At 64.6% G+C, this 22,574-nt stretch carries 23 protein-coding genes; 15 read left to right on the forward strand and 8 right to left on the reverse strand.

Annotation, left to right across the window (positions count from 1 at the left end; all coding sequences use genetic code 11):
• Window positions 1–10 precede the first annotated feature (10 nt).
• Window positions 11–823 carry an energy transducer TonB gene (locus XH83_RS14030; protein ID WP_194407555.1) on the forward strand — a complete coding sequence of 271 codons (813 nt, stop codon included), beginning with the start codon at window positions 11–13 and terminating at the stop codon, window positions 821–823.
• Here XH83_RS14030 and XH83_RS14035 read toward each other — a convergent pair.
• From XH83_RS14035 to XH83_RS14065, 7 genes are all read right to left on the reverse strand, one after another.
• A complete protein-coding gene (locus XH83_RS14035) occupies window positions 811–1,233 on the reverse strand; it encodes a hypothetical protein (protein WP_194408261.1) in 423 nt (140 codons plus the stop codon). The genes XH83_RS14030 and XH83_RS14035 overlap by 13 nt on opposite strands.
• Window positions 1,234–1,296: 63 nt before the next feature.
• On the reverse strand, window positions 1,297–1,977 hold the full coding sequence (locus tag XH83_RS14040) for a site-2 protease family protein (protein WP_194408262.1): 681 nt from the start codon (window positions 1,975–1,977) through the stop codon (window positions 1,297–1,299).
• Window positions 1,978–2,133: 156 nt separating this feature from the next.
• Window positions 2,134–2,526 carry a GFA family protein gene (locus XH83_RS14045; RefSeq protein WP_194407556.1) on the reverse strand — a complete coding sequence of 131 codons (393 nt, stop codon included), beginning with the start codon at window positions 2,524–2,526 and terminating at the stop codon, window positions 2,134–2,136.
• Window positions 2,527–2,533: 7 nt separating this feature from the next.
• Window positions 2,534–3,280 carry an SDR family NAD(P)-dependent oxidoreductase gene (locus tag XH83_RS14050; RefSeq protein ID WP_194407557.1) on the reverse strand — a complete coding sequence of 249 codons (747 nt, stop codon included), beginning with the start codon at window positions 3,278–3,280 and terminating at the stop codon, window positions 2,534–2,536.
• A 19-nt stretch (window positions 3,281–3,299) separates the two neighbouring features.
• Window positions 3,300–4,031: an SDR family oxidoreductase gene (locus tag XH83_RS14055; RefSeq protein WP_194407558.1), complete on the reverse strand. Its 732-nt coding sequence runs from the start codon at window positions 4,029–4,031 to the stop codon at window positions 3,300–3,302.
• Between the two features lie 137 nt (window positions 4,032–4,168).
• Window positions 4,169–5,998, reverse strand: coding sequence for an IlvD/Edd family dehydratase (locus XH83_RS14060; RefSeq protein WP_194407559.1), 1,830 nt, complete (start codon window positions 5,996–5,998; stop codon window positions 4,169–4,171).
• A 123-nt stretch (window positions 5,999–6,121) separates the two neighbouring features.
• A complete protein-coding gene (locus XH83_RS14065; protein ID WP_194407560.1) occupies window positions 6,122–7,222 on the reverse strand; it encodes a LacI family DNA-binding transcriptional regulator in 1,101 nt (366 codons plus the stop codon).
• A 202-nt stretch (window positions 7,223–7,424) separates the two neighbouring features.
• Between XH83_RS14065 and XH83_RS14070 the strand changes: the two genes are divergently transcribed.
• The 14 genes from XH83_RS14070 (at window position 7,425) to XH83_RS14135 (ending at window position 20,619) form a co-directional block, all read left to right on the forward strand.
• The gene (locus tag XH83_RS14070) at window positions 7,425–8,492 is read left to right on the forward strand and encodes an ABC transporter ATP-binding protein (RefSeq protein WP_194407561.1); all 1,068 of its coding nucleotides are present in this window, start codon (window positions 7,425–7,427) and stop codon (window positions 8,490–8,492) included.
• Between the two features lie 47 nt (window positions 8,493–8,539).
• On the forward strand, window positions 8,540–9,859 hold the full coding sequence (locus tag XH83_RS14075) for an ABC transporter substrate-binding protein (RefSeq protein WP_194407562.1): 1,320 nt from the start codon (window positions 8,540–8,542) through the stop codon (window positions 9,857–9,859).
• Window positions 9,860–9,959: 100 nt separating this feature from the next.
• A complete protein-coding gene (locus XH83_RS14080) occupies window positions 9,960–10,877 on the forward strand; it encodes an ABC transporter permease subunit (RefSeq protein ID WP_018319834.1) in 918 nt (305 codons plus the stop codon).
• 81 nt (window positions 10,878–10,958) lie between these two features.
• Window positions 10,959–11,882 (forward strand): carbohydrate ABC transporter permease, encoded by a 924-nt coding sequence (locus tag XH83_RS14085; protein ID WP_194407564.1) that lies wholly within the window; start codon window positions 10,959–10,961, stop codon window positions 11,880–11,882.
• Between the two features lie 67 nt (window positions 11,883–11,949).
• A complete protein-coding gene (gene denD / locus XH83_RS14090; protein ID WP_194407565.1) occupies window positions 11,950–12,936 on the forward strand; it encodes a D-erythronate dehydrogenase in 987 nt (328 codons plus the stop codon).
• 24 nt (window positions 12,937–12,960) lie between these two features.
• Window positions 12,961–13,929 (forward strand): sugar kinase, encoded by a 969-nt coding sequence (locus tag XH83_RS14095; protein WP_194407566.1) that lies wholly within the window; start codon window positions 12,961–12,963, stop codon window positions 13,927–13,929.
• Between the two features lie 18 nt (window positions 13,930–13,947).
• Window positions 13,948–14,598, forward strand: coding sequence for a bifunctional 4-hydroxy-2-oxoglutarate aldolase/2-dehydro-3-deoxy-phosphogluconate aldolase (eda, locus tag XH83_RS14100; protein ID WP_194407567.1), 651 nt, complete (start codon window positions 13,948–13,950; stop codon window positions 14,596–14,598).
• Between the two features lie 60 nt (window positions 14,599–14,658).
• On the forward strand, window positions 14,659–15,828 hold the full coding sequence (locus XH83_RS14105) for an acetyl-CoA acetyltransferase (RefSeq protein ID WP_194407568.1): 1,170 nt from the start codon (window positions 14,659–14,661) through the stop codon (window positions 15,826–15,828).
• A gap of 166 nt (window positions 15,829–15,994) precedes the next feature.
• Entirely contained in the window at window positions 15,995–16,201 is a 207-nt protein-coding gene (locus tag XH83_RS14110) for a hypothetical protein (RefSeq protein ID WP_194407569.1), read from the forward strand.
• Window positions 16,202–16,327: 126 nt separating this feature from the next.
• Complete coding sequence (locus XH83_RS14115) at window positions 16,328–17,527, forward strand: CaiB/BaiF CoA-transferase family protein (protein ID WP_194407570.1); 1,200 nt, start codon at window positions 16,328–16,330, stop codon at window positions 17,525–17,527.
• A gap of 146 nt (window positions 17,528–17,673) precedes the next feature.
• The gene (locus XH83_RS14120; protein ID WP_194407571.1) at window positions 17,674–18,810 is read left to right on the forward strand and encodes a thiolase family protein; all 1,137 of its coding nucleotides are present in this window, start codon (window positions 17,674–17,676) and stop codon (window positions 18,808–18,810) included.
• Window positions 18,807–19,166 carry a Zn-ribbon domain-containing OB-fold protein gene (locus tag XH83_RS14125; protein WP_194407572.1) on the forward strand — a complete coding sequence of 120 codons (360 nt, stop codon included), beginning with the start codon at window positions 18,807–18,809 and terminating at the stop codon, window positions 19,164–19,166. The genes XH83_RS14120 and XH83_RS14125 overlap by 4 nt, the downstream gene beginning before the upstream one ends.
• Before the next feature lie 596 nt (window positions 19,167–19,762).
• A complete protein-coding gene (locus XH83_RS14130) occupies window positions 19,763–20,290 on the forward strand; it encodes a carboxymuconolactone decarboxylase family protein (RefSeq protein ID WP_194407573.1) in 528 nt (175 codons plus the stop codon).
• A gap of 26 nt (window positions 20,291–20,316) precedes the next feature.
• A complete protein-coding gene (locus XH83_RS14135) occupies window positions 20,317–20,619 on the forward strand; it encodes a nucleoside triphosphate pyrophosphohydrolase family protein (RefSeq protein ID WP_194407574.1) in 303 nt (100 codons plus the stop codon).
• A gap of 90 nt (window positions 20,620–20,709) precedes the next feature.
• Here the strand turns inward: XH83_RS14135 and glsA are convergent, their stop codons facing one another.
• Window positions 20,710–22,557 (reverse strand): glutaminase A, encoded by a 1,848-nt coding sequence (gene glsA / locus XH83_RS14140; RefSeq protein ID WP_194407575.1) that lies wholly within the window; start codon window positions 22,555–22,557, stop codon window positions 20,710–20,712.
• Between the last annotated feature and the right edge of the window lie 17 nt (window positions 22,558–22,574).

Consider the following 22,574-nt stretch of genomic DNA (forward strand, 5'->3'; position numbering starts at 1 on the left):
AAGACCCGTTATGTCAGACGAACTCAGACCATCCCGAAAACTCTGGATCCTGGCGGCGGTAGCGGCGCTGGTGCTCCATCTGGGTGGTGCTGCACTCGCGCTGGCGCATTTGCGCGCCGATGATGACGGCGATGGTCTCGGGGCCGCCGGCGCGGAGTTCGCGGTCGAGATGGCCTCGCCCAAGGCGCCCGAAGCCGACCTGCCGCCCGGGCCCGACAGCGAAGCGATGCAGGAGCAGCAGGCGCTTCCCGAGCAAAAGGCCGAGACCAAGGAGACGGAGCTGCCAAAGGATCAGCCGCAGCAGGTCGAGGATCCCGATCGCGTCGTGACCGAGAACAACGCGAAGAAGCCGACGGAAGAGGATCCGAAGATTCAGGCAGTCGAAACGCCGGCCGCCGAAGCGTCGCCGAAATCGGTGGCGACGGCACGGCAGACGCTCGACGAGGATGCGCGCGAGGCCGAGAAGGCGCTGGCGCCCGTCATCGGGCTCGGCAAGGACATCCTGAAGATCACGGCCGACTGGAACCGCAAGATCAGCGCGCACCTTGCGACTCACAAGGTCAATCCGGAGGGCAAGCAACCGAGCAACCAGAAGGTCAAGGTGAGCTTCGCGATCAATCGCAAGGGCAACGTGCTGTCGGTGGATGTCGTGGAATCGTCCGGGGATGCAGCCTATGACGCGGCCGCGGTCTCGATCGTCCGCAAGTCTGATCCCATCCCGCAGCCGCCTGCCGGCCTGACCGAGGACCGGTTCGAGCGCACCGTCGATATCATCTTCACGCCGCCGGACGCGAAAAAGAAGAAGACCGCTCAGCGCCAGTAGAGCCGGATTCCGACATAGACCACGACCAGGCACGCGAAGATCAGCGCCACCGGGAGCGGTCGCTTCTGAGGGCCGGCGAACGCCGCCGCCCCGAAGGACGCCGACTTCTTCGGCGCCGGAGCCGGGCGGCGGAAGGCGGTAACATTGTCCGCAGCCGGCTCGGCCGCGCGTGGGCGGACGTCGGGCGGGGTTCCCGCCCCGCCCATCTCCGCATAATAGGCCTTGTAGATCGCGCCGATGGTGGCCTCGGTGGCTTCGCCCTCGCTCATCTGCGCCAGCAGGTTCTGGTAGCTTGCGAGGAACTCCTGGGCTTCCGGCGGCAGCGCGGACGATCCGTTGAGCTTGGCCATCATCTTCCAGGTGGCGAAATCGGCGCGGGCGCGGGTATCGGCGCGTCGCGCGATGAGCATATCGGCAGCTTTGACCAAGTCGGCCTCTGGCCCTTCGGCTTGTGTTCGAATGTCGCTGTTCAACTACGCATTGCCGGTCAGGAAGAGAACAGCCTGAATCACATAACCGGTCAACGTCCGCAGTATTGCTGAAATAACATCAAGATTTAGACCGAACTGCGAGCCCGCGAGCGGTAGCAGGATCAGGAGGCCGATCAGGATCAGCATCCCGAACGGCTCGAGCCGGGCCAGCGGCAAGGCGAGCGGCCGCGGCAATAGCCCGACCGCCACGCGCCCGCCGTCGAGCGGCGGGATCGGCATCATGTTGAAGACGGCCAGGATCGCGTTGATGATGAGGGCATTCTTGAGGTTGTCGGCCACCCATTTCGCCGAGCTCGCCGGCACCAGGGGCAGGGCATGGAAGGCGAGGGCGGCGGCCAGCGCCAGCAGGATGTTGGTGACGGGCCCGGCCAGCGCCACCCAGACCATGTCGAGCCTGGGGTTGTTCAGCTTGCGGAAGTTGACCGGCACCGGCTTGGCATAGCCGAACAGGAACGGCGAATGCGCGAACAGCAGCATCGCCGGCAGGATCAGCGTGCCGAAGGGGTCGATGTGCCTGATCGGATTGAAGCTGACACGGCCGAGCTGCGCGGCCGTGTTGTCCCCGAGCCGGTCCGCGACGAAGGCATGCGCCGCCTCATGGAAGGTAATGGCGAGCACCAGCGGCAGCACCCAGACCGAGAAGTCATAAATGGAAATGTTCACGGCTCGTTGATCCCGGTTTGCTTGCGGCCTTGCAGCCGTCCCAGCCAACCGGCGGTGCAGCAACGCTTAGGCTCAAGATAGGGGCGCCGGTTCCGAAATGCCACGCTGCAGATGACCCGCGAATAATGCCGCGCAACGGCCGACCGTTGCCTGACGTCACGCCGGGATCGTCGTCTGATATTGGGTCAGGCCGTCGTCGAGCTTCAGCCATGCGAGCTTTTCCGACACCCAGATGTGCTCCGTCGGCGCAAAGGCATTGCGGTCGTCGAATGTCGCAAGCGCGGCGCCCGCGAGCGTGCCGTTGCGCCGCCAGGCGAACAGCCGCGTGCCGCAGCGCTTGCAGAACACGCGATCGATGTTCTCCGAGGACGCGTAGCGCTCGGTCTCGCCCTCGACGGTCAGCGCGCGCTGGTCGAACTGTGCGCGGGCGAAGAAGGGCGAGCCCATCGCCTTCTGGCAGGTGCGGCAATGGCAGACGCGAACGTTGAGCGGCTCGCCCTCGGCCTTGAACCGCACCGCGCCGCACAGGCATCCGCCCTCGTGGATCATGCTGTCCTCAATAGGTTGCGCGCCCGCCCGAGATATCGAACACGGCGCCGGTCGAGAATGCGCAATCCTCGGATGCCAGCCAGCTCACCATCGCGGCCAGCTCCTCGACCAGCACGAAACGCGCCTTCGGGATCTTCGACAACATGAAGTCGATATGCTGCTGCGTCATCTGGTCGAAGATCGCGGTCTTGGCGGCCGCCGGGGTCACCGCGTTGACGAGAATGTCGTGCGCCGCGAGCTCCTTGCCGAGCGACTTCGTCAGCGCGATCAGGCCGGCCTTGGACGCCGAATAGTGCGAGGCGTTCGGATTGCCTTCCTTTCCGGCGATGGAGGCGATGTTGACGATGCGTCCGTACTTCTGCTTGAGCATCGCGGGCACGATCGCCTTGCAGACGATGAAGGGACCGTCGAGGTTGATGCGCAGCACCTTGCGCCATTCCTCGAGATCGGTCTCCCAGACCGGCTTGTTGACACCGGCGATGCCGGCATTGTTGACGAGGATGTCGATCTTGCCGAAGGCGGCAAGCGTCGCGTCGCGCGCCTGCTCGACACCGACGGTGTCGGTGACGTCGACCTTGAACACGCGGACGCTATCGCCGATCTGTTTCGCGGTTTTCTCGGCCAGCGCCGCATCGAAATCCCAGATCGCGACCTTGGCACCGGAGGCGACGAAGCGCTCGGTGATGGCGCGGCCAAAGCCCTGCGCGCCGCCGGTGACGACAGCGATGCGGCCGTTGAGATCGATCTTGTTCATGAGGCTGATCCCTGCGCCGTCAGAGCATGTAGCCGCCGTCGACGACGAGGTCGACGCCGGTGGTGAAGGCGCTTTCGTCGCTGCCGAGATAGACCGCCATGGAGGCGATCTCGTCGGCGGTGCCGAGCCGGCCCATCTTCTGGCGGGAGATGAACATCTCCTTGCCCTGCGGTCCCTGCGCGGCGGCGCGGTCCAGCATCGAGGGCGTCTCGACGGTGCCGGGGCAGATCGAGTTGCAGCGGATGCCCTTGGTGATGAAGTCGAGCGCGACGGCACGCGACAGCAGCGACACCGCTGCCTTCGACGAGGAGTAGACGTAGCGGTTCGCCGGCGGCCGCAGAGCCGCGCAGGACGAGATGTTGACGATGCTGCCGCCTCCGCCCGCGATCATGTCGGGCAGGAATGCCCTGATGGTCCGGTGCATCGACTTGACGTTGAGGTCGAACGAGAAATCGAAGTCTTCCTCCGAGCATTCCAGGATGGTGCCGTGATGCACGAAGCCGGCCGCGTTGAGCAGGATGTCGATCTTGCCGACGCGCGTGGCAAAGGCGTTGACGTCGGCGGTGTTGCGAACGTCGAGCTTTGCGACCTCGGCGATGCCTTCCTTGGTGAGGCCAGCGATGCCGGCCTCGTTGATGTCGGTGGCGATGACGGTTGCGCCTTCACGCGCGAATGCGATGGCGCAGGCGCGGCCGATGCCGGCCGCTGCAGCCGTGACGACGGCGCGTTTGCCCTTGAGGCGGTTTGCCATGTTGTTCTTCTCCTTGTGGGTTCGTCATTCCGGGGCGCGCCTCTTGGCGCGAGCCCGGAATGCATTGTGCAGCGTGTTGTGAGGTTCGATCGATTCCGGGCTCGCGACTGCGTCGCGCCCCGGAATGACAGACGTCTTCAGTGATTATCCCGCGCCACGCCGAACGTGCCGGCGACGTTCTGGTAGCGCGTGGCGAGCTCCATGCAGGCGCCGGTCGATTGCTGGCCGACGGTGTTGCGATAGATCTCCTGCCACGGCGTCTGGTTCGCCGGATGCTTGAAGCCGCCATCGGCCATCAGTTCGGCGTGGCGCTTCTTCACTTCGTCGTCCGAGATCAGGATGTTGGCGCTGCCCTTGTTGAGGTCGATGCGCACCTTGTCGCCGGTCCTGAGGATCGCAAGGCCGCCATTGGCCGCGGCTTCCGGCGAGGCGTTCAGGATCGAGGGCGAGCCCGAGGTGCCGGACTGGCGGCCGTCGCCGATGCAGGGCAGGGACAGGATGCCGCGTTTGATCAGGGCCGCCGGCGGCTGCATGTTCACGACCTCGGCGCCGCCGGGGTAGCCGATCGGGCCGGTGCCGCGGATGAACAGCACGCAGCGCTCGTCGATCTCGAGCGCGGGATCGTCGATCCGCTCGTGATAATCCTCAGGCCCCTCGAACACGACGGCGCGGCCTTCGAAGGCGTTGAGGTCCTTGGGGTTGCTGAGATAGCGGTCGCGGAACTCCTTGGAGATCACGGAGGTCTTCATGATCGCGGAATCGAACAGATTGCCCTTCAGCACCAGGAAGCCGGCGTCCTTCACCAGCGGCTTGTCATAGGTCCAGATCACGTCGTTGTCGGGTTTTGGCGCATCCTTGCAGTTCTCGCCGATGCCGCGGCCGTTGACGGTGACGGCGTCCTCGTGGATGCGCTTGTGCTTCATCAATTCGCGCACCACGGCGGGCACGCCGCCGGCGCGGTGGAATTCCTCGCCGAGATAGAAGCCCGCCGGCTGCATGTTGACCAGCAGCGGCACGTCGTGGCCGACTTTCTGCCAGTCCTCGATCGTGAGCTCGACGCCGATGTGGCGGGCCAGCGCGTTGATGTGGATCGGCGCGTTGGTCGAGCCGCCGATCGCCGAATTGATCACGATGCAGTTCTCGAACGCCTTGCGTGTCAGGATGTCCGAAGGCTTGAGGTCTTCCCAGACCATCTCGACGATGCGTTTTCCCGTCTCGTAGGCGATCTGGCCGCGCTCGCGATAGGGGGCGGGGATCGCCGCGCAGCCCGGCAGCGAGAAGCCGAGCGCTTCGGCGAGGCCGTTCATGGTCGACGCCGTGCCCATGGTGTTGCAATGGCCGACCGAGGGCGCGGAGGAGGCCACGATCTCCATGAACTCTTCATAGTCGATCTCGCCCGCGGCGAGCCGCTCGCGCGACTTCCAGACGATGGTGCCGGAGCCGGTGCGCTCGCCATTGTGCCAGCCGTTCAGCATCGGCCCGCCCGACAGCACGATCGCGGGCAGGTTCACGGTTGCCGCCGCCATCATGCAGGCGGGCGTGGTCTTGTCGCAGCCGGTGGTGAGCACGACGCCGTCCAGCGGATAGCCGTAGAGGATCTCGACCAGGCCGAGATAGGCGAGGTTGCGGTCGAGCGCCGCGGTCGGGCGTTTGCCGGTCTCCTGGATCGGATGGGTCGGGAATTCCATCGCAATGCCGCCGGCCTCGCGGATGCCTTCGCGGACGCGGTGGGCCAGCTCGAGATGGTGACGGTTGCAGGGAGAGAGGTCGTTGCCGGTCTGGGCAATGCCGATGATCGGCTTGCCGGACTGCAGCTCGGCGCGGGTGAGGCCGTAGTTGAGGTAGCGCTCCATATAAAGCGCGGTCATGCCCGGATTATGCGGGTTGTTGAACCATTCCTGCGAGCGAAGGTGGCGGCGAGAGCCGTTGCCGGCGGGGGTATGCCCATTGGTTGGCTTTTTTGTCATTGGTTTCTCCTGCAATGCAAACGCACTGGCTTCCGTCCTTGGGCTGTCGGCTTGTGCGATGCCCAACGGCGCGAATGATGGATCGCTGGCCCGCTGGCGGGTCGTTTCCTCACAATTCCGATACTAGTCATGGCTACTTGGTAACGCTACCATTTTGTTCGCCGCACCCGCGCCCGAGCCGGCTGGCCTGCTGTCCGAATGGCGCGACGCCGAGCTTTGCCGCTCGATCACCTTGAAGCCGAGATCGAGCACCGGCTGCTCCGGACGCCGTCCGTCGATCGCCTCGATCAGCATGGTGGCGGCCGTGTTGCCCATCTCGTAGCGGTTGGTGCGCACGCTGGTGAGGGTGGGCACCGCGGAGGCCATGAATTCGAGATCGTTGAAGCCGACGATCGCGATCTGGTCGGGGACCGTGATCTCGCGGCGGCGGCATTCGAACAGCACGCCGAGCGCGAGGTCGTCATTGGCGCAGAACACCGCGTCGAGGTCGGGCTCCCGCGCCAGCAGATCGGTGAACAGGGCGCCGCCGAGCGTCACCGAGGTCGGCGTCGCGGTGGTGACGACGAGTCGCTGCTCGAACAAGGCCGCGTCCTTCATGGCCGAGACGTATCCGTCCAGTCGTCGCTGCACCCGCGGATCCATGCGCGCACCGACGAAGCCGATCTTGCGGCGGCCCTGTTCGAACAGGTGCGCAACCGCTGCGCGGGCTGCATCATAGTGTGAAAAGCCGATCATCATGTCGACCGGATCGGGGCCGATCTCCATGATCTGCACGATCGGGCAATCGGCGGCATCCAGCATCGCACGCGATTCCGCGGTCTGGTCGATGCCGGTGACGATCAGCCCGGCCGGCTTCTGCGCGAGAAACAGGCGCAGCAGCTTCTCCTCCTGGAGGATACTGTAGCGCGTGTTGGACAATTGGATCGAGTAACGGCTGCCTTCGGACGCGTCGTAGATGCCGCGCAGCACGTCCGAGAACACGTTGTTGGTGAGTGAGGGAATCAAGACACCGATGACCTCGGTGCGTTGCGAGGCCAGCGCGCGCGCCGCAAGGTTCGGCACATAGCCAAGCTCCTTGGCCGCGCTCTCGACCCGCGTCCGCTTGGCGACCGACAGGGCTTCCGGATTACGAAAGAAACGGGACGCCGTAATCGGGCTGACGCCGGCAAGCTCGGCGACTTCCGCCAGCCGGATTTTGCCTGACTTGGTGCGTTTTCGAACCATTTGCTGCTCTTAACACAGTCAGTCCCGCAAACAAAGGAACGTTGACAGCGCTACCAGCAACGACTAACCAAAGACAAATTGCCAAAACCGCACAAACTGCCGACAATGTTGCCCGCTACGGTCGGGCTTCGTTTGGCGAAGTCTGAAAAAACAAGACGGTCGCGGCGCGAGAGGCGCCGTGGACTTTCGAGGAGGGAGCTAGATGTCGTCTGTGCAAATCCGCGACGTGCGGAAATCGTTCGGCAATTTTGAAGTCCTGCACGGCGTGACTGTACCGATCGAGGATGGCCAATTCGTCGTTCTGGTCGGCCCCTCCGGCTGCGGCAAGTCGACGCTCCTGCGCATGCTCGCGGGTCTCGAGAACATCACCTCCGGCACGATCTCGATCGGCGACCGCGTCGTCAACAATGTCCAGCCCAAGGAGCGGGACATTGCCATGGTCTTCCAGAACTACGCGCTCTATCCGCACATGACCGTTGCCGACAACATGGGCTTCTCGCTGAAGCTGCGGAATGCCGGCTCCGACGAGATCAACAAGCGCGTCAAGCGGGCTGCCGAAATTCTCGCACTGACGCCGCTGCTCGATCGCTATCCGCGCCAGCTCTCGGGCGGTCAGCGCCAGCGTGTCGCGATGGGCCGCGCCATCGTGCGCGACCCCCAGGTCTTCCTGTTCGACGAACCCTTGTCCAACCTCGACGCCAAGCTGCGCGTCGCCATGCGCACCGAGATCAAGGAGCTGCACCAGCGGCTGAAGACGACGACCGTCTACGTCACCCACGATCAGATCGAAGCCATGACCATGGCCGACAAGATCGTCGTGATGCATGACGGCATCGTCGAGCAGATGGGCACGCCGCTCGAGCTGTACGACAGGCCCGACAACCAATTCGTCGCCGGCTTCATCGGCTCGCCCGCGATGAACTTCCTGAAGGGACATGTGCGCACCAACGGCGTTGCGACCTTCGAGGGGCCGAACGGCGTCAAGCTGCCGCTCAAGACCGCGCCCGCGGCGTCCGACGGCCGTCCCGCGGTCTACGGCGTGCGGCCCGAGCATTTCACCATCGCCGACGACGGCGCCGAAGCCGAGATCATCGTGGTCGAGCCGACCGGCTCGGAAACGCAGGTGTTCGCCAAGATCGGCGGCGAGCAGGTCGTCGCGGTGTTCCGCGAGCGTCACCAGTTCAATCCGGGTGACAAGATCCGGCTGAAGCCCGACCCGTCACTGGTGCACTTGTTCGACGAGGCGACGGGAAAACGCCTGAACGCGTAGCGTGAGTTTTACTTAAGACAATAAAAAAGCATCACAGGGAGGACGACATGCAAGACTTTACCCGCCGGACTCTGCTTCAGGGCGGAACGGCACTGGCTGCAACCGGCATGCTCACCGGGCCGGCACTCTTCGAGTTCGCAAAGGCCTGGGCGCAGAGCTCGCCCTGGAAGGCGGAGCCCGGTGCAAAGCTGACCGTGATGCGCTGGAAGCGCTTCGTGCCGGCTGAGGACGATGCGTTCAACGCGATGGTGGCGGCCTTCAAGGCCGCGACCGGCACCGAGATGAACGTGTTCAGCGAGTCGTTCGAGGACGTGCAGCCGAAGGCCTCGGTTGCGGCCAATACCGGCTCGGGGCTCGATCTTGCCTGGGGCTTGCACACGCTGCCGCAGCTGTTCCCGACCAAAGTGCTGAAGATGAACGACGTCGCCGACTACCTCGGCAAGAAGTACGGCGGCTGGACCGATGCGGCGGCCAAGACCTGCAAGCAGGGCAACGACTGGCTCGGCATTCCCGTCGCAACCAACGGCGGTTACATGACGTACCGCAAGTCGGCGCTCGAGAAGGCGGGCTTCAAAGAATTCCCGAAGGACTTCCCCGGCTTCCTCGAGATGTGCAAGGCACTGAAGAAGAACAACACGCCGGCCGGCTTCGCTCTCGGCCATGCCTCGGGCGACGGCAATTCGTGGCTGCATTGGGTGCTGTGGGGGCACGGCGCCTACACGGTCGACCAGAACGACAAGATCATCATCAATTCGCCGGAGACGGCGAAGGCGCTGGAATATTGCAAGGCGCTGTACGACAGCTTCATTCCCGGCACGGCGTCCTGGAACGATTCCTCCAACAACAAGGCGTTCCTCGCCGGCGAGCTCTATTGCACGGCGAACGGCATCTCGATCTACGTCGCCGCCAAGACCGATGCGAGCAAGAAGGAGCTCGCCGAGGACACCTATCACGCGCTCTGGCCGGTCGGACCGGTCGGCAAGCCGACCGAGCTGCAGCTTGCGCTGCCGATCCTCGCGTTCAACTTCACCAAATATCCGAACGCGGCGAAGGCCTTCGTCGCCTTCATGCTGGAGAAGGAGAACTACGAGAAGTGGCTGGATGGCGCGCAGGGCTATCTGACGCAGACCCTGAACGGCTATGAATCGGCACCGATCTGGAAGGCCGATCCCAAGAACGAGGTGTTCTCGCAGGCGTCCAAGCGCACGCTGCCGGCGTCCGGTATCGGCACGGTCGGCGAAAAGGCGGCAACGGCAATCGCCGACTTCATCGTCGTCGATATGTTCGCCAATTACTGCACCGGCACCAAGGATGCGAAGGGCGCGATGGCGGAAGCCGAGCGCCAGCTGAAGCGCATCTATCGCTGAAGATCACGGAGCGGGCGGCAGTCGTGCCGCCCGCTCGTCAACATTTCGATCAGGGATATCGGGCATGACTGATGTCGCAATTCCCCGGGCCAAGCCTCAGATGAGCGAGGACAGCGCCTGGACCCAGCTCAAACACAACCGCAACTGGCTCGGCTTCTGGTTCATGGTGCCGGCCATGGCCTTCCTGATCTTCTTCCTGGCCTATCCGCTGGGGCTTGGCATCTGGCTGTCCTTCACCGACACCCGCATCGGCAGGGTCGGTCACTTCGTCGCCACCGAAAACTATGAATGGCTGTGGGACGATTCCATCTTCTGGCTGTCGGTGTTCAACACGCTGCTCTACACCTTCGTCGCCAGCGCCCTGAAATTCGCGATCGGGCTCTATCTCGCGCTGCTGCTGAACGAGAACATGCCGTTCAAGGCGATGCTGCGCGCGATGGTGCTGATTCCCTTCATCGTGCCGACGGTGCTTTCGGCATTGGCATTCTGGTGGATCTTCGACTCGCAATTCTCGATCATCTCCTGGTCGCTGAGGCATCTTGGTCTGATCGATCAAAACATCAATTTCCTCGGCGACACGACCTGGGCGCGCATTTGCGTGATCTTCGCCAATATCTGGCGCGGCGTTCCGTTCGTGGCGATCACGCTGCTCGCAGGCCTGCAGACGGTATCGCCGTCGCTCTACGAGGCCGCAACGCTCGACGGCGCCACGCGCTGGCAGAATTTCCGATTCATCACCTATCCGCTGCTGACGCCGATCATCGCCGTCGTGATGACCTTCTCGGTGCTGTTCACCTTCACCGACTTCCAGCTGATCTGGGCGATGACCCGCGGCGGCCCCGTCAACGCCACCCATCTGATGGCGACGTTGTCCTACCAGCGCGCGATCATCGCCGGACAGCTCGGCGAGGGCGCGGCGATCTCCAGCGCCATGATTCCGTTCCTGCTCGCTGCGATCATGGTGTCATGGTTCGGCCTGCAGCGTCGCAAGTGGCAGCAGGGGGAGAACAATGACTGATCTCCGCATTGTGCCCGTATTTTTTGCGCGAACGCGGCAAGCCCCTCGCGCGCTGCCGCAACTGGCAACAGGGAGAGAACAATGACTGATCTTCCTGCCTCGAAAGTGGATCTCAAGACCGTCCTGGCGACGTCGGCGCGCGTCGATAACAGCGAGGGCATGAGCTATCTGCAGTCGGTGCCGCGCCGCATGGTGACGCTGTACCTGCCGCTCACGATCATCGTCGTGGTGCTGTTGTTTCCGTTCTACTGGATGGCGCTGACCTCGGTGAAGCCCGACGATCAGCTGCTCGATCTCGACAGGTTCAACCCGTTCTGGACCTGGAATCCGACCTTCAAGCATTTCCACAAGCTGTTGTTCGAGAGCTACTATCCGCACTGGCTCTGGAACACGATGTACGTGGCGATCTGCGCCACGATTCTCTCGATCATCGCATCGGTGCTCGCGGCCTACGCCATCGTCCGCCTGCGCTACAAGGGTGCCAATCTCGTCGGCGGGCTGATCTTCCTCGCCTATCTGGTGCCGCCGTCGATCCTGTTCATCCCGCTGGCCACCGTCGTATTCCAGTACGGCCTGTTCGACTCGCCGCTGGCGCTGATCCTGACCTATCCGACCATCCTGATCCCGTTCTCGACCTGGCTCTTGATGGGCTATTTCAAGACCATCCCGTTCGAGCTCGAGGAATGCGCGCTGATCGACGGGGCGAGCCGCTGGCAGATCCTGATCAAGATCGTCCTGCCGCTCGCCATCCCCGGCCTGATATCGGCCTTCATCTTCTGCTTCACGCTGTGCTGGAACGAGTTCATCTACGCGTTGACGTTCCTGCAGTCGACCAGCAACAAGACGGTGCCGGTCGCGATCGTCAACGAGTTCGTGGACGGTGACATCTACCGCTGGGGTTCGCTGATGGCGGGAGCCCTGGCCGGCTCGCTGCCGCTCGTCATCCTTTACGCCTTCTTCGTGGAGCATTATGTGTCCGCGATGACCGGCGCCGTGAAGGAATGATCGCGGGGCTGCCTTAAGAGCGCGCCAGGAGCGGTGCGCTCCGGGCCAATAAGAAGGAGTTGAGCTCTTGCACATTCTGGTTCTCGGCGCCGCCGGCATGGTCGGCCGCAAGCTCTGTGAACGGCTGCTGCGCGACGGCCGGCTCGGCAAGAGCGACATCACGAAACTGACCATGCATGACGTGGTCGAGCCGAAGAAGCCGGAGAAGGCTGGTTTCCCGGTCGAGACGGTGTCGGGCGATTTCGCAGTCCCCGACGCGGCCGAAAAGCTGATCGCCGGCCGCCCGGATGTGATCTTCCATCTCGCCGCCATCGTCTCCGGCGAAGCCGAGCTCGATTTTGACAAGGGCTACCGCATCAATCTCGACGGCACGCGGATGCTGCTCGATGCCATCAGGCTCGTCGGCGGCGGCTACAAGCCGCGCGTGGTCTTCACGTCTTCGATCGCGGTGTTCGGCGCGCCGTTCCCGGATGCGATCGGCGACGAGTTCTTCCACACCCCGCTGCTGAGCTACGGCACGCAGAAAGCGATCGGCGAGCTGCTGCTGGCCGACTATTCGCGCCGCGGCTTCCTCGATGGCATCGGCATCCGCCTGCCGACCATCTGCATCCGGCCCGGCCTGCCCAACAAGGCGGCGTCGGGCTTCTTCTCCAACATCCTGCGCGAGCCGCTGGCCGGCAAGGAAGCGGTGCTTCCGGTGTCCGAGGACGTTCGTCACTGGCACGCCACGCCGCGCTCGGCCGTCGGCTTCCTGCTCCACGCCGGCACCATGGATCTCGCTGCCGTCGGCCCGCGCCGCAATTTGACCATGCCGGGCCTGTCGGCCACGGTCGGCGAGCAGATCGCGGCGTTGAAGCGGGTTGCGGGCGACAAGGTCGCCGCGCGCATCAAGCGCGAGCCCGATCCCTTCATCGTCGGCATCGTCGGCGGCTGGCCGCGCAATTTCAACGCCAAGCGGTCGCTCGAGCTCGGCTTCACCACGGCCGAGAAGACTTTCGACGACATCATCCGCATTCACATCGAAGACGAGCTCGGCGGCAATTTCGTCGCCTGATCTCCGACAGAGCGGGCCCTGGTGATGGCGAGCGTTGCTTGCATCGGCGAATGCATGGTGGAGCTCAGGCAGGCGCAAGGCGGCGCGTCTGCCGGGCAGGGGGGCGGCCTTTACTCACGCGGCTTCGGCGGCGATACCCTCAACACCGCCGTCTATCTGGCGCGGCTCGAGGTCAAGGTCGACTATCTCACCGCGCTCGGCGACGATGCTCTCAGCGATGAGATGATCGCCGCCTGGAACGCGGAGAATGTCGGCACCAGACGCGTCGTGCGGATCCCGGGCAAGCTGCCCGGCCTCTACATGATCCAGACGGATGCGAAGGGCGAGCGCCAGTTCTTTCACTGGCGCGACAGCGCGGCGGCGCGGCAGCTGATGTGCCTGCCGGAGACCGACGAGCTGCTCAATTCGCTGATGAGCTACGACATCGTCTATCTCTCCGCGATCACGCTCTCGATCTACGACGCTTCGGGGCGCGATCGCCTGTTCGCGGCGATCAAGCGCGCGCGCCTGCTCGGCACCCGCTTCGTGTTCGACACCAATTTTCGCGCGCGGGGCTGGCCGGACCGCGACGTCGCGCGCGAGGTGTTTGCCGCAGCCTTCGCGGCCGCCGACATCGTGCTGACCTCGACCGAGGATCTGCTTGCGCTCTATCCCGCCGAGAGCAATGACCAACTGATGGCGCGCATCCCGACGCCCGAGCTGGTGTTCCGCCTCGCCGAGCCGGTCAGCCTGCTGCGCGTTCCCGGGGCTACGCACGAGGTCCGCGCCGAGCCCATGACCAAGCCCGTGGTCGACACCACGGCGGCCGGCGATAGCTTTGCCGCCGCCTACATTGCCGCCAGGCTCGCCGGTTCCGATCCGGTCGAGGCCGCCCAGGCCGGGCATCGCCTCGCCAGCCTCGTGATCTGCTATCCCGGCGCCATTATTCCAGGCTATGCCATGCCGCCGAAGAAGCGGCACCGGCCGGCGGCCACGCGCCAAGCGACCAAGTAAAGCGAAAAGATCCACGAGATGCCCACTGCTGCCCAACAGAACCACCTCGTCGCGCTGTTCAAGGCGGCGACCGTCATTCCCGTTCTCACCATCGAGCGCATCCAGGACGCAGTGCCGCTGGCGCGTGCGCTGGTCGCCGGTGGCGTCCGCACGCTGGAGGTGACGCTGCGCACCCCCGTTGCGATCGAGGCGGCGCGGGCGATGATGGCCGAAGTGCCCGAGGCTGTCGTCGGCATCGGCACGGTCCTCAATCCGGCCGACTTCACCCGTGTGGAGAAGCTCGGCGTCGCGTTCGCCATCAGCCCGGGCCTGACCCCCGACCTCCTCAAGGCGGCCGCCCATAGCTCCTTGCCGTTCGCGCCGGGCATAGCCACGGCGTCCGAGCTGATGATGGCGCTGTCCCATGGCTTCGACGTCGCAAAATTCTTCCCGGCCGAGCAGGCCGGCGGCATCAAGGGCCTGCGCTCCCTCGGCGGTCCGTTCCCGAACGTGCGGTTCTGCCCGACCGGCGGGGTCGGTGAGGCCAATGCGGCGAGCTGGCTGGCCGAGCCGAACGTGGTCTGCGTCGGCGGTTCCTGGCTGTGCCCGGCGGCCGAGGTCAGGGCCGGGAACTGGGCCGGCATAACTGCCATCTGCCAGCGCACCCTCGGGGCGCTTAAACCTGCGTGAAGTCTTGCCATCCCTGCGCTAAGACTTAGGTCAGCAAGAGACCGCCAGGGAGAAAAGACCATGACCGCCAGCATCGTCGGATGGGCGCATACGCCGTTCGGCAAGTTCGACACCGAGACCGTCGAAAGCCTCGTCACCCGCGTCGCCAACGAGGCGATGGCCGATGCCGGCATTTCGGCCGGCGATGTCGACGAGATCGTGCTCGGCCATTTCAACGCCGGCTTCTCGGCGCAGGATTTTACCGCCTCGCTGGTGCTCCAGGCCGACCCGAAGCTGCGCTTCAAGCCGGCCACCCGGGTCGAGAACGCCTGCGCCACGGGCTCGGCCGCCGTCCATCAGGGCCTGCGCGCGATTGCCGCGGGCGCCGCCAAGATCGTCCTCGTCGTCGGCGTCGAGCAGATGACGCGCACGCCGGGTCCGGAGATCGGCAAGAACCTGCTCAAAGCCTCCTATCTGCCCGAGGACGGCGACACCGTCGGCGGCTTTGCCGGCGTGTTCGGCAAGATCGCCAGCTCCTATTTCCAGAAATACGGCGACCAGTCCGACGCCCTGGCGCTAATCGCGGCCAAGAACCACAAGAACGGCGTCGCCAATCCCTTCGCCCAGATGCGCAAGGATTTCGGCTTCGACTTCTGCCGCGCCGAGAGCGAGAAGAACCCTTACGTCGCCGGTCCCCTCAAGCGCACCGATTGCTCACTGGTCTCCGACGGCGCCGCGGCGCTGGTGCTGGCGGATGCCGAGACCGCCAAGACCATGGGCAAGTCGATCGGCTTCCGCGCCACCGCGCATGCCCAGGACTTCCTGCCGATGAGCAAGCGCGACATCCTGCAGTTCGAAGGCTGCACCGTCGCCTGGCAGCGCGCGCTGGAGCAGGCCGGCGTGACGCTTGGCGATCTCTCCTTCGTCGAGACCCATGACTGCTTCACGGTGGCCGAGCTGATCGAGTACGAAGCGATGGGCCTGACGCCGCGGGGGCAGGGCGCCCGCGCCATCAAGGAGGGCTGGACGCTCAAGGACGGCAAGCTGCCGGTCAATCCGTCCGGCGGCCTGAAGGCCAAGGGCCATCCGATCGGCGCCACCGGCGTCTCCATGCACGTGATGACCGCGATGCAGCTCGCAGGCCAGGCGCCCGAAGGCATGCAGCTCAACAACGCCAAGCTCGGCGGCATCTTCAACATGGGCGGGGCCGCGGTCGCCAACTACGTCTCCATCCTGGAGCCGCTGAAATAGGCTCTTGTAGGGTGGGTTAGCCTGCGGCTGCGCGAAGCGCAGGTGCCGGCGTAACCCACCTCTGGATCACGCATGCGGCTAAGTCCACCCTACGACCTTTGCGCTAGATCATGGTGGGCCGGCCAGCGGCCCTTAAAGCTCCTGATTGATTTGCAGGGAATGCATCATGAGCAATGACTACGAAGACTCTCTCTCCCTCGACGCACTCAACGATCGCATCGCGATCCTCGAGGACAATATCCGCCAGCTCATCGAGCAGGCCGCGGCCGCCTCGGGCGAGCAGAACGAGTCGCGTATCGCCGACCGGATCAGCCAGCAGAACGACGAGCTTGACCGGCTGCTCAAGATCCGCGAATCCCGCCAGAAGAAATAGCGTCCGGTAACGCCGCGCGGCGCATGCGGCCATACGCCGGCCGCCCTTGTGCGCGCGGCCTCGCTGCCTTTAGCTGGACCCAATCGCGGGGCCGCGCCTTGGCTCCCGCGCAATCGGGAGCGAACGATGGGGCCGCTGAAGGGCGTCAAGGTCGTCGACATGACCACCGTGCTGATGGGGCCCTATGCGACCCAGATGCTCGGCGACTATGGCGCCGAAATCATCAAGGTGGAATCGCTCGACGGCGACGTCACCCGGCTGATCGGCCCGATGCGCCACGCCGGCATGGGCCCGGTGTTTCTCAACACCAATCGCAGCAAGCGCTCGATCTGTCTCGACCTGAAGAAGCCCACGGGACGCGAGGTCGTGCTGAGGCTGCTGAAGGACGCCGACGTCCTCGTCTACAACGTCCGCCCGCAGGCGATGGCGCGGTTGCAGCTGGGCTACGACGTCGTCTCCGCCATCAATCCGCGCCTGGTCTATGCCGGCGTGTTCGGCTTCGGCCAGGACGGGCCGTACGCGGCAAAACCCGCCTATGACGATCTGATCCAGGGTGCCACGGCTCTGCCGGCGCTGATGGCGCAGACCGGCGACGGCGTGCCGCGCTACGTGCCGAATGCGCTGGTCGACCGCATCGTCGGCCTCACCGCCGTCGGCGCGATCTGCGCCAGCCTCGTCCATCGTGACCGCACCGGGCGCGGCCAGCGTCTGGACATTCCGATGTTCGAGACCATGGCCGGCTTCGTCATGGGCGACCATATGGCCGGCCTCACTTACGAGCCGCCGCTCGACAAGGGCGGCTATGCCCGCCACCTCTCGCGCGACCGCCGCCCTTACAAGACCTCGGACGGCTATCTCAGCGTCATCGTCTACAACGACAAGCAGTGGGAGAATTTCTTCAAGGCGACGGGACGCGACGACCTGCGCGCCGATGCGAAATTCGCGACCTTCGCCGGCCGCGCCGCCAACATCGACGTCGTCTATGCCGAGCTTGCCCGCATCTTCGAGACGCGCCCCACGGCCGAATGGATCGACCTGCTGACCAAGGCCGACGTCCCCGTCATGCCGATGCACGACCTCGGCTCGATCCTGCACGATCCGCATCTGGAGGCGACGAATTTCTTCCCGGTCGTGACCCACCCGACGGAGGGGCCAATCCGCAGCATGAAGGTGACGGCAAGCTGGTCGGAGACCGAAGCCGAGCCGGTGCGGCTGGCACCGCGACTGAATGAGCACGGCGCGGAGATCCTTCGCGAGATCGGCTACTCGGCCGATGAGATCGCCGCCATGGTGCGCGACGGCGTCACGCGCGCGGCGCCGGAGTAGGGAATGACGATAAATCTCTCATCCGTCATTCCAGGGCGCGCCCACCTCGGCGCGAGCCCGGAATCCATCTGTCCTCCGCACACGCGGCGCGATGGATTCCGGGTTCGGCCCTTCGGGCCGCCCTGGAATGACAGCGGAGAGAGAGCATGAGCTTCATCACCGGCGTAGGCCTCACGCCCTTCGGCAGACACGAAGGCGCATCCTCGCTCGACCTGATGAGCAAGGCCGCGCAAGCCGCGCTCGACGATGCCGGGCTGAAGCGCAGCGAGATCGACGGCATCCTCTGCGGCTATTCCACGGTCTCACCGCACATCATGCTCGCGACCGTCTTCGCCGAACATTTCGGTATCCGCCCGTCTTACGCCCACGCCGTGCAGGTCGGCGGCGCCACCGGGCTCGCGATGACGATGCTGGCGCATCATCTCGTGGAAGCCGGCGTTGCGCGCCACGTACTCGTCGTCGCCGGCGAGAACCGTCTCACCGGGCAGAGCCGCGACGCCTCGATCCAGGCGCTGGCGCAGGTCGGCCATCCCGATTACGAGGTGCCGCTCGGGCCGACCATTCCCGCCTATTACGGCCTCGTCGCAAACCGCTACATGCACGAATACGGCGTGACCGAAGAAGATCTCGCTGAATTCGCCGTGCTGATGCGCGCGCACGCCTGCACCCATCCCGGCGCGCAATTCCACGATCCCATCACGATTGCCGACGTCATGGCCTCCAAGCCGGTGGCGATGCCGCTCAAGCTGCTCGATTGCTGCCCGGTGTCCGACGGCGGCGCGGCCTTCGTCATCAGCCGCGAGCGGACCGGGGACGCGGGCGTGCGCATCCGCGGTTGCGCCCAGGCGCATACGCATCAGCATGTCACGGCCGCGCCGGCGCTGAGTGAACTCGGTGCCGAGATTTCGATCGCGCGCGCCAAGCAGGCCACGGGCCTAGCGATCTCCGATGTCCGCTACGCCGCGATCTACGACAGTTTCACCATCACGCTCGCGATGCTGCTGGAAGACCTCGGCCTTGCCGTTCGGGGCGAGGCGGCGGCGCAGGTGCGTGCGGGTCATTTCGGCCGCGATGGTGCGATGCCGTTGAACACCCATGGCGGGCTGCTCAGCTATGGCCATTGCGGTGTCGGCGGCGCGATGGCGCATCTGGTCGAGGCGCATTTGCAGATGACGGGGCGGGCGGCGAATCGCCAGGTGCGCGACGCCTCGATCGCCCTGTTGCATGGCGACGGCGGTGTGCTGTCGTCGCACGTCAGCATGTTCCTGGAGCGCGTGCGATGAGTGAGCCTGTGGCAGACTGGACCGAGGGCGAGGAGGCCATCACCTACCAGGCCTGCACCTCATGCGGGCATGTGCAATATTTTCACCGCGCCTTCTGCGCGGCGTGCGGCGAATCGAATCCGCGCGAGCTGCGCGCCAGCGGCAAGGGTAGAGTTTACGCCACCTCGCTGGTCTGCCGCGCCGCTACGCCCGAGACGCGGGCGCACGTGCCCTACAACATCCTGCTGGTCGATTGCGCCGAGGGATTTCGCATGATGGCGCACGGCGAGAATGACCTCGCCATCGGCGATTCGGTCGTTGCGAGCTTCAAGCTGTTCGCCGGAAAGCTCGTGCCGTTCTTCGCCAAACAGAAATAGTGAGATTGGGATTGCCGTAGCCCGGATGGAGCGAAGCGTAATGGGTCCTCACCTCGCTGTTGGACTTTCCCGGATTGCGCTTCGCTTCATCCGGGCTACGGAGCAACGATGGGATTCGTCATTCGGGGGCGGTCCTGAGAGACCGAGCCTGGAACGGGAATTCTGGGCCTGGCCTGTGCGAGAGCCACCCCGGAATGACGAAAACTCTCACACAACGCTGACTAACGCCCGTAGAACAAGATGCTGGCGATGACCAGCATCGCCGTCACCGCCAGCATATGCGCGAGCGCTCCCGAGGCCGCCCCCTTGGTGGCTTCCTTCATGCCGTTTTCTCCCTAGACTTGGGCGTGACTCATCGTTGTGCGGCAAGCGCACCCGACGGCCAATTGTTTTACTCGGAACACCCCACTTCTCGAGTACTCACCGCGATGTGTCCCCACACGGCGAATATCGACTGTCTCAAGGTCGATCAGCAATGCGGCGGCATTTTGACTCGATGATGTTGCTCCGGCGTCGGTGCAAGAATAGAGTTTCAGGGAAATCTCGCCGGTACCTACAAAAAGCATCAAAAACTCAGGGAAAACTTCAGGAAAATCATGGCCCGCATTCCGTACAGCGACCCGTCCAAGGCATCAGACCGCACCCGCGAGATCCTCGAAAAGAACCGCAATGCCAATATCTTCCGCATGATGTCGCACTCGCCGAGCTATTTCGAGCAGTACTGCCGGCTCGGGGGCGCGATCCGCCACAAGGGCGAGCTCGATCCTGTCGTCCGCGAGCTCGCGATCACCCGCACCGGCATCTTGTGCGAGGCGCCGTACGAGATCGTCGCGCACAAGCGCATCGGCAAGAATGTCGGCGTCACTGACGAGCAGAACGAGGCGCTCGAGAATTGGCAGGCCGCGACCTGCTTCAACGAGGTGCAGCGCGCCGCGCTCGCCTTCACCGACGAGATCGTGAAGCTGAAGAAGCCGACCGATGTGACCTTCAAGGCGATCGCGTCGAAGCTGACGCCGGCCGCGCTGGTCGAGCTGCAGCTCTCGGTCGGCTTCTACATCATGACCTCGAAATTCCTGGAGACTTTCGAGATCGACCTTCAGCCTGTTACCGAAGTGGTGGGCTGAGCCGACAGAAACGGCGAGGGATGCCGATGACGATCGACGAATATGCGGCCTGGGCTGCGACCATCGCGAAGGTCGATGAGCATCCGTCCAACGAGCGGTTGTCCTATCTCGGTCTCGGCCTCGCCGGTGAATCCGGCGAGGTCGCCGACCACATCAAGAAGCTGCTGCGCGACGACTGGCTCGACAAGGCGGGTCTGGTCGATGAGCTCGGCGATGTCATCTATTACTGGGCCTGCCTGTGCGCGGCCACCGGCCAGCAGCCGTCCGAGCTGCTGGAAGCCAGCGCAAGGAAGATCAAGCGGCGGCTGAGCGAGGCGGCGAGCCGCTGAGCAAACGTGTACGTTCGCGGGCGACAGTCCCTCCGCAGGGTCATGCCCGGGACAGGCCCGGGCATGACGACCTCTGGTGAATGAGGCCGCTCACGTCGACGTCAGAATATCCACCTTCGCATTGGCGACGATCAGGCGGTCGGCAAGCAGCTGCGCGAGATTTCGCATGACGCGCTCGCTGGCGTGCGGGTGCTGCTTGCGGAAACGCTCAAAATCCTTCAGCGGGACCTCGAACGCGGTCGCCGCCATGTCGGCGAACACGTCGGCCGAGCGCGTCGTCTCCAGCAGCGCCATCTCGCCGAAGGCCATGCCGGCGGTCAGCGTCGCCAGCCGCACGCCGTCGGGCAGCGTGACATGCACCGCGCCGCTGCGCAGGAAGAACAGGGAGGAGGCGGGATCGCCCGTGGTGATGATCTTCGCGCCGGCCTGAAAGGTCCGGATCGTGCAGATCGAGGCGAGATCCGTCAGCTCTTCTTCGTTGAGGCCTTCGAGCAGCGGCTGCTCGGCAAGCTCGGTGGTCTCGTGGAAATCGATCGAGCCGCCATAGCGGTAGACAATCTGGTCTTCCGCCCATTCGATCGCGGTATCTAGCAGGTAGAAGTCGCGGACGTTCTTCAGTTCGGCGGTCCATTCGCGCAAAGAGTCCCATTCCCTGGACGCACGCCTGACGCCGGACAGCACGACCGTGACATTCAGTGCGGCAAGCTCCTCGAACGCTTCGGCAACGAGCCGCGCCCCGGCGCGGGTGGTCGAGGTGACGCGATGCAGGTCGAACACGACGATCTGCGGCCGCGGTTGCCCCGCCAGCCTGCGCGTCACGTAGTCGACCGCGGACAAGGACAGCACGCCGACCAGCTCGATCACGCGTACTGCCTGGTCGTGCGCGGCCAGGATCTCGCGCTCCTGCGCCCGGCGCACGCGGCGCGACGGGCTCTTGCCGATATCGTAATCGGCGATGACGGCGTTGCGGGCATCGTCGCTGCGGTTGAGCATGTGCAGGTCGTAATGCGCCGACAGCGCCTCGCAGACCTTGATGCCGCGCACGCTGTTGCCGTGCTTGTCGAGCTTTGGCGAGTAACTGCCGAGACCGAGTCGAGCGGGCAGCGCCGCCAGGATGCCGCCGCCGACGCCGCTCTTGGCGGGAATGCCGATCCGGTAGATCCATTCGCCGGCATAGTCGTACATGCCCGACGAGGTCATCACCGAGAGCGCGCGCGAGATCGCGTATGGCGTCAGCACCTGCTCGCCCGTGACCGGATTGACGCCGCGATTGGCCAGCGTTGCCGCCATCACCGCGATGTCGCGTGCGGTCACCAGCACGGCGCATTGCCGGAAATAGACGTCGAGCACCGCGGCGACGTTGTCTGAGATCACCGCGTTGGTCTTGAGCAGATACGCGATCGCGCGGTTGCGGTCGCCGGTCTGGCTTTCGGAGGCGTAGACGGCTTCGTCCACATCCAGATCGCGTCCGGCAAAGCGGCCGAGGGCGAGCCGGATTCGCTCGAAGGCCTCCGCGCCCTTGCTGTCGTAGATCAGCCCGGTGCAGGCGATCGCGCCGGCATTGACCATCGGGTTGAACGGATGGTTCTCCGCATTGAGCCGGATCGAGTTGAAGGGATCGCCGGAGGGCTCGACACCGATCGCGCTCTCAACCTTGCCGGCGCCGAGCAGGTCCAGCGCCAGCGCGAACACGAACGGTTTTGACATCGATTGGATGGTGAAGGGCACCCTGGAATCGCCGACCTCATAGACATGGCCGTCCAGCGTAGCCAGGCTGATGCCAAAATAGGCAGGGTCGGCCTTGCTCAGCTCGGGAATGTAATCGGCGACACTGCCCGAGGTTTCGGCAGAGAATTCGTTGAGGCAATTGTCCAGAAACCGCAGCAAAGGCGGCTTCGAGCGGGTCCAGGCGGTGGCAAGAGGCGAGAGAGGTGTCATCGCCTCACTTGTGCAAC

It is taken from the genome of Bradyrhizobium sp. CCBAU 53351 (assembly GCF_015291745.1).
GTDB lineage: Bacteria > Pseudomonadota > Alphaproteobacteria > Rhizobiales > Xanthobacteraceae > Bradyrhizobium.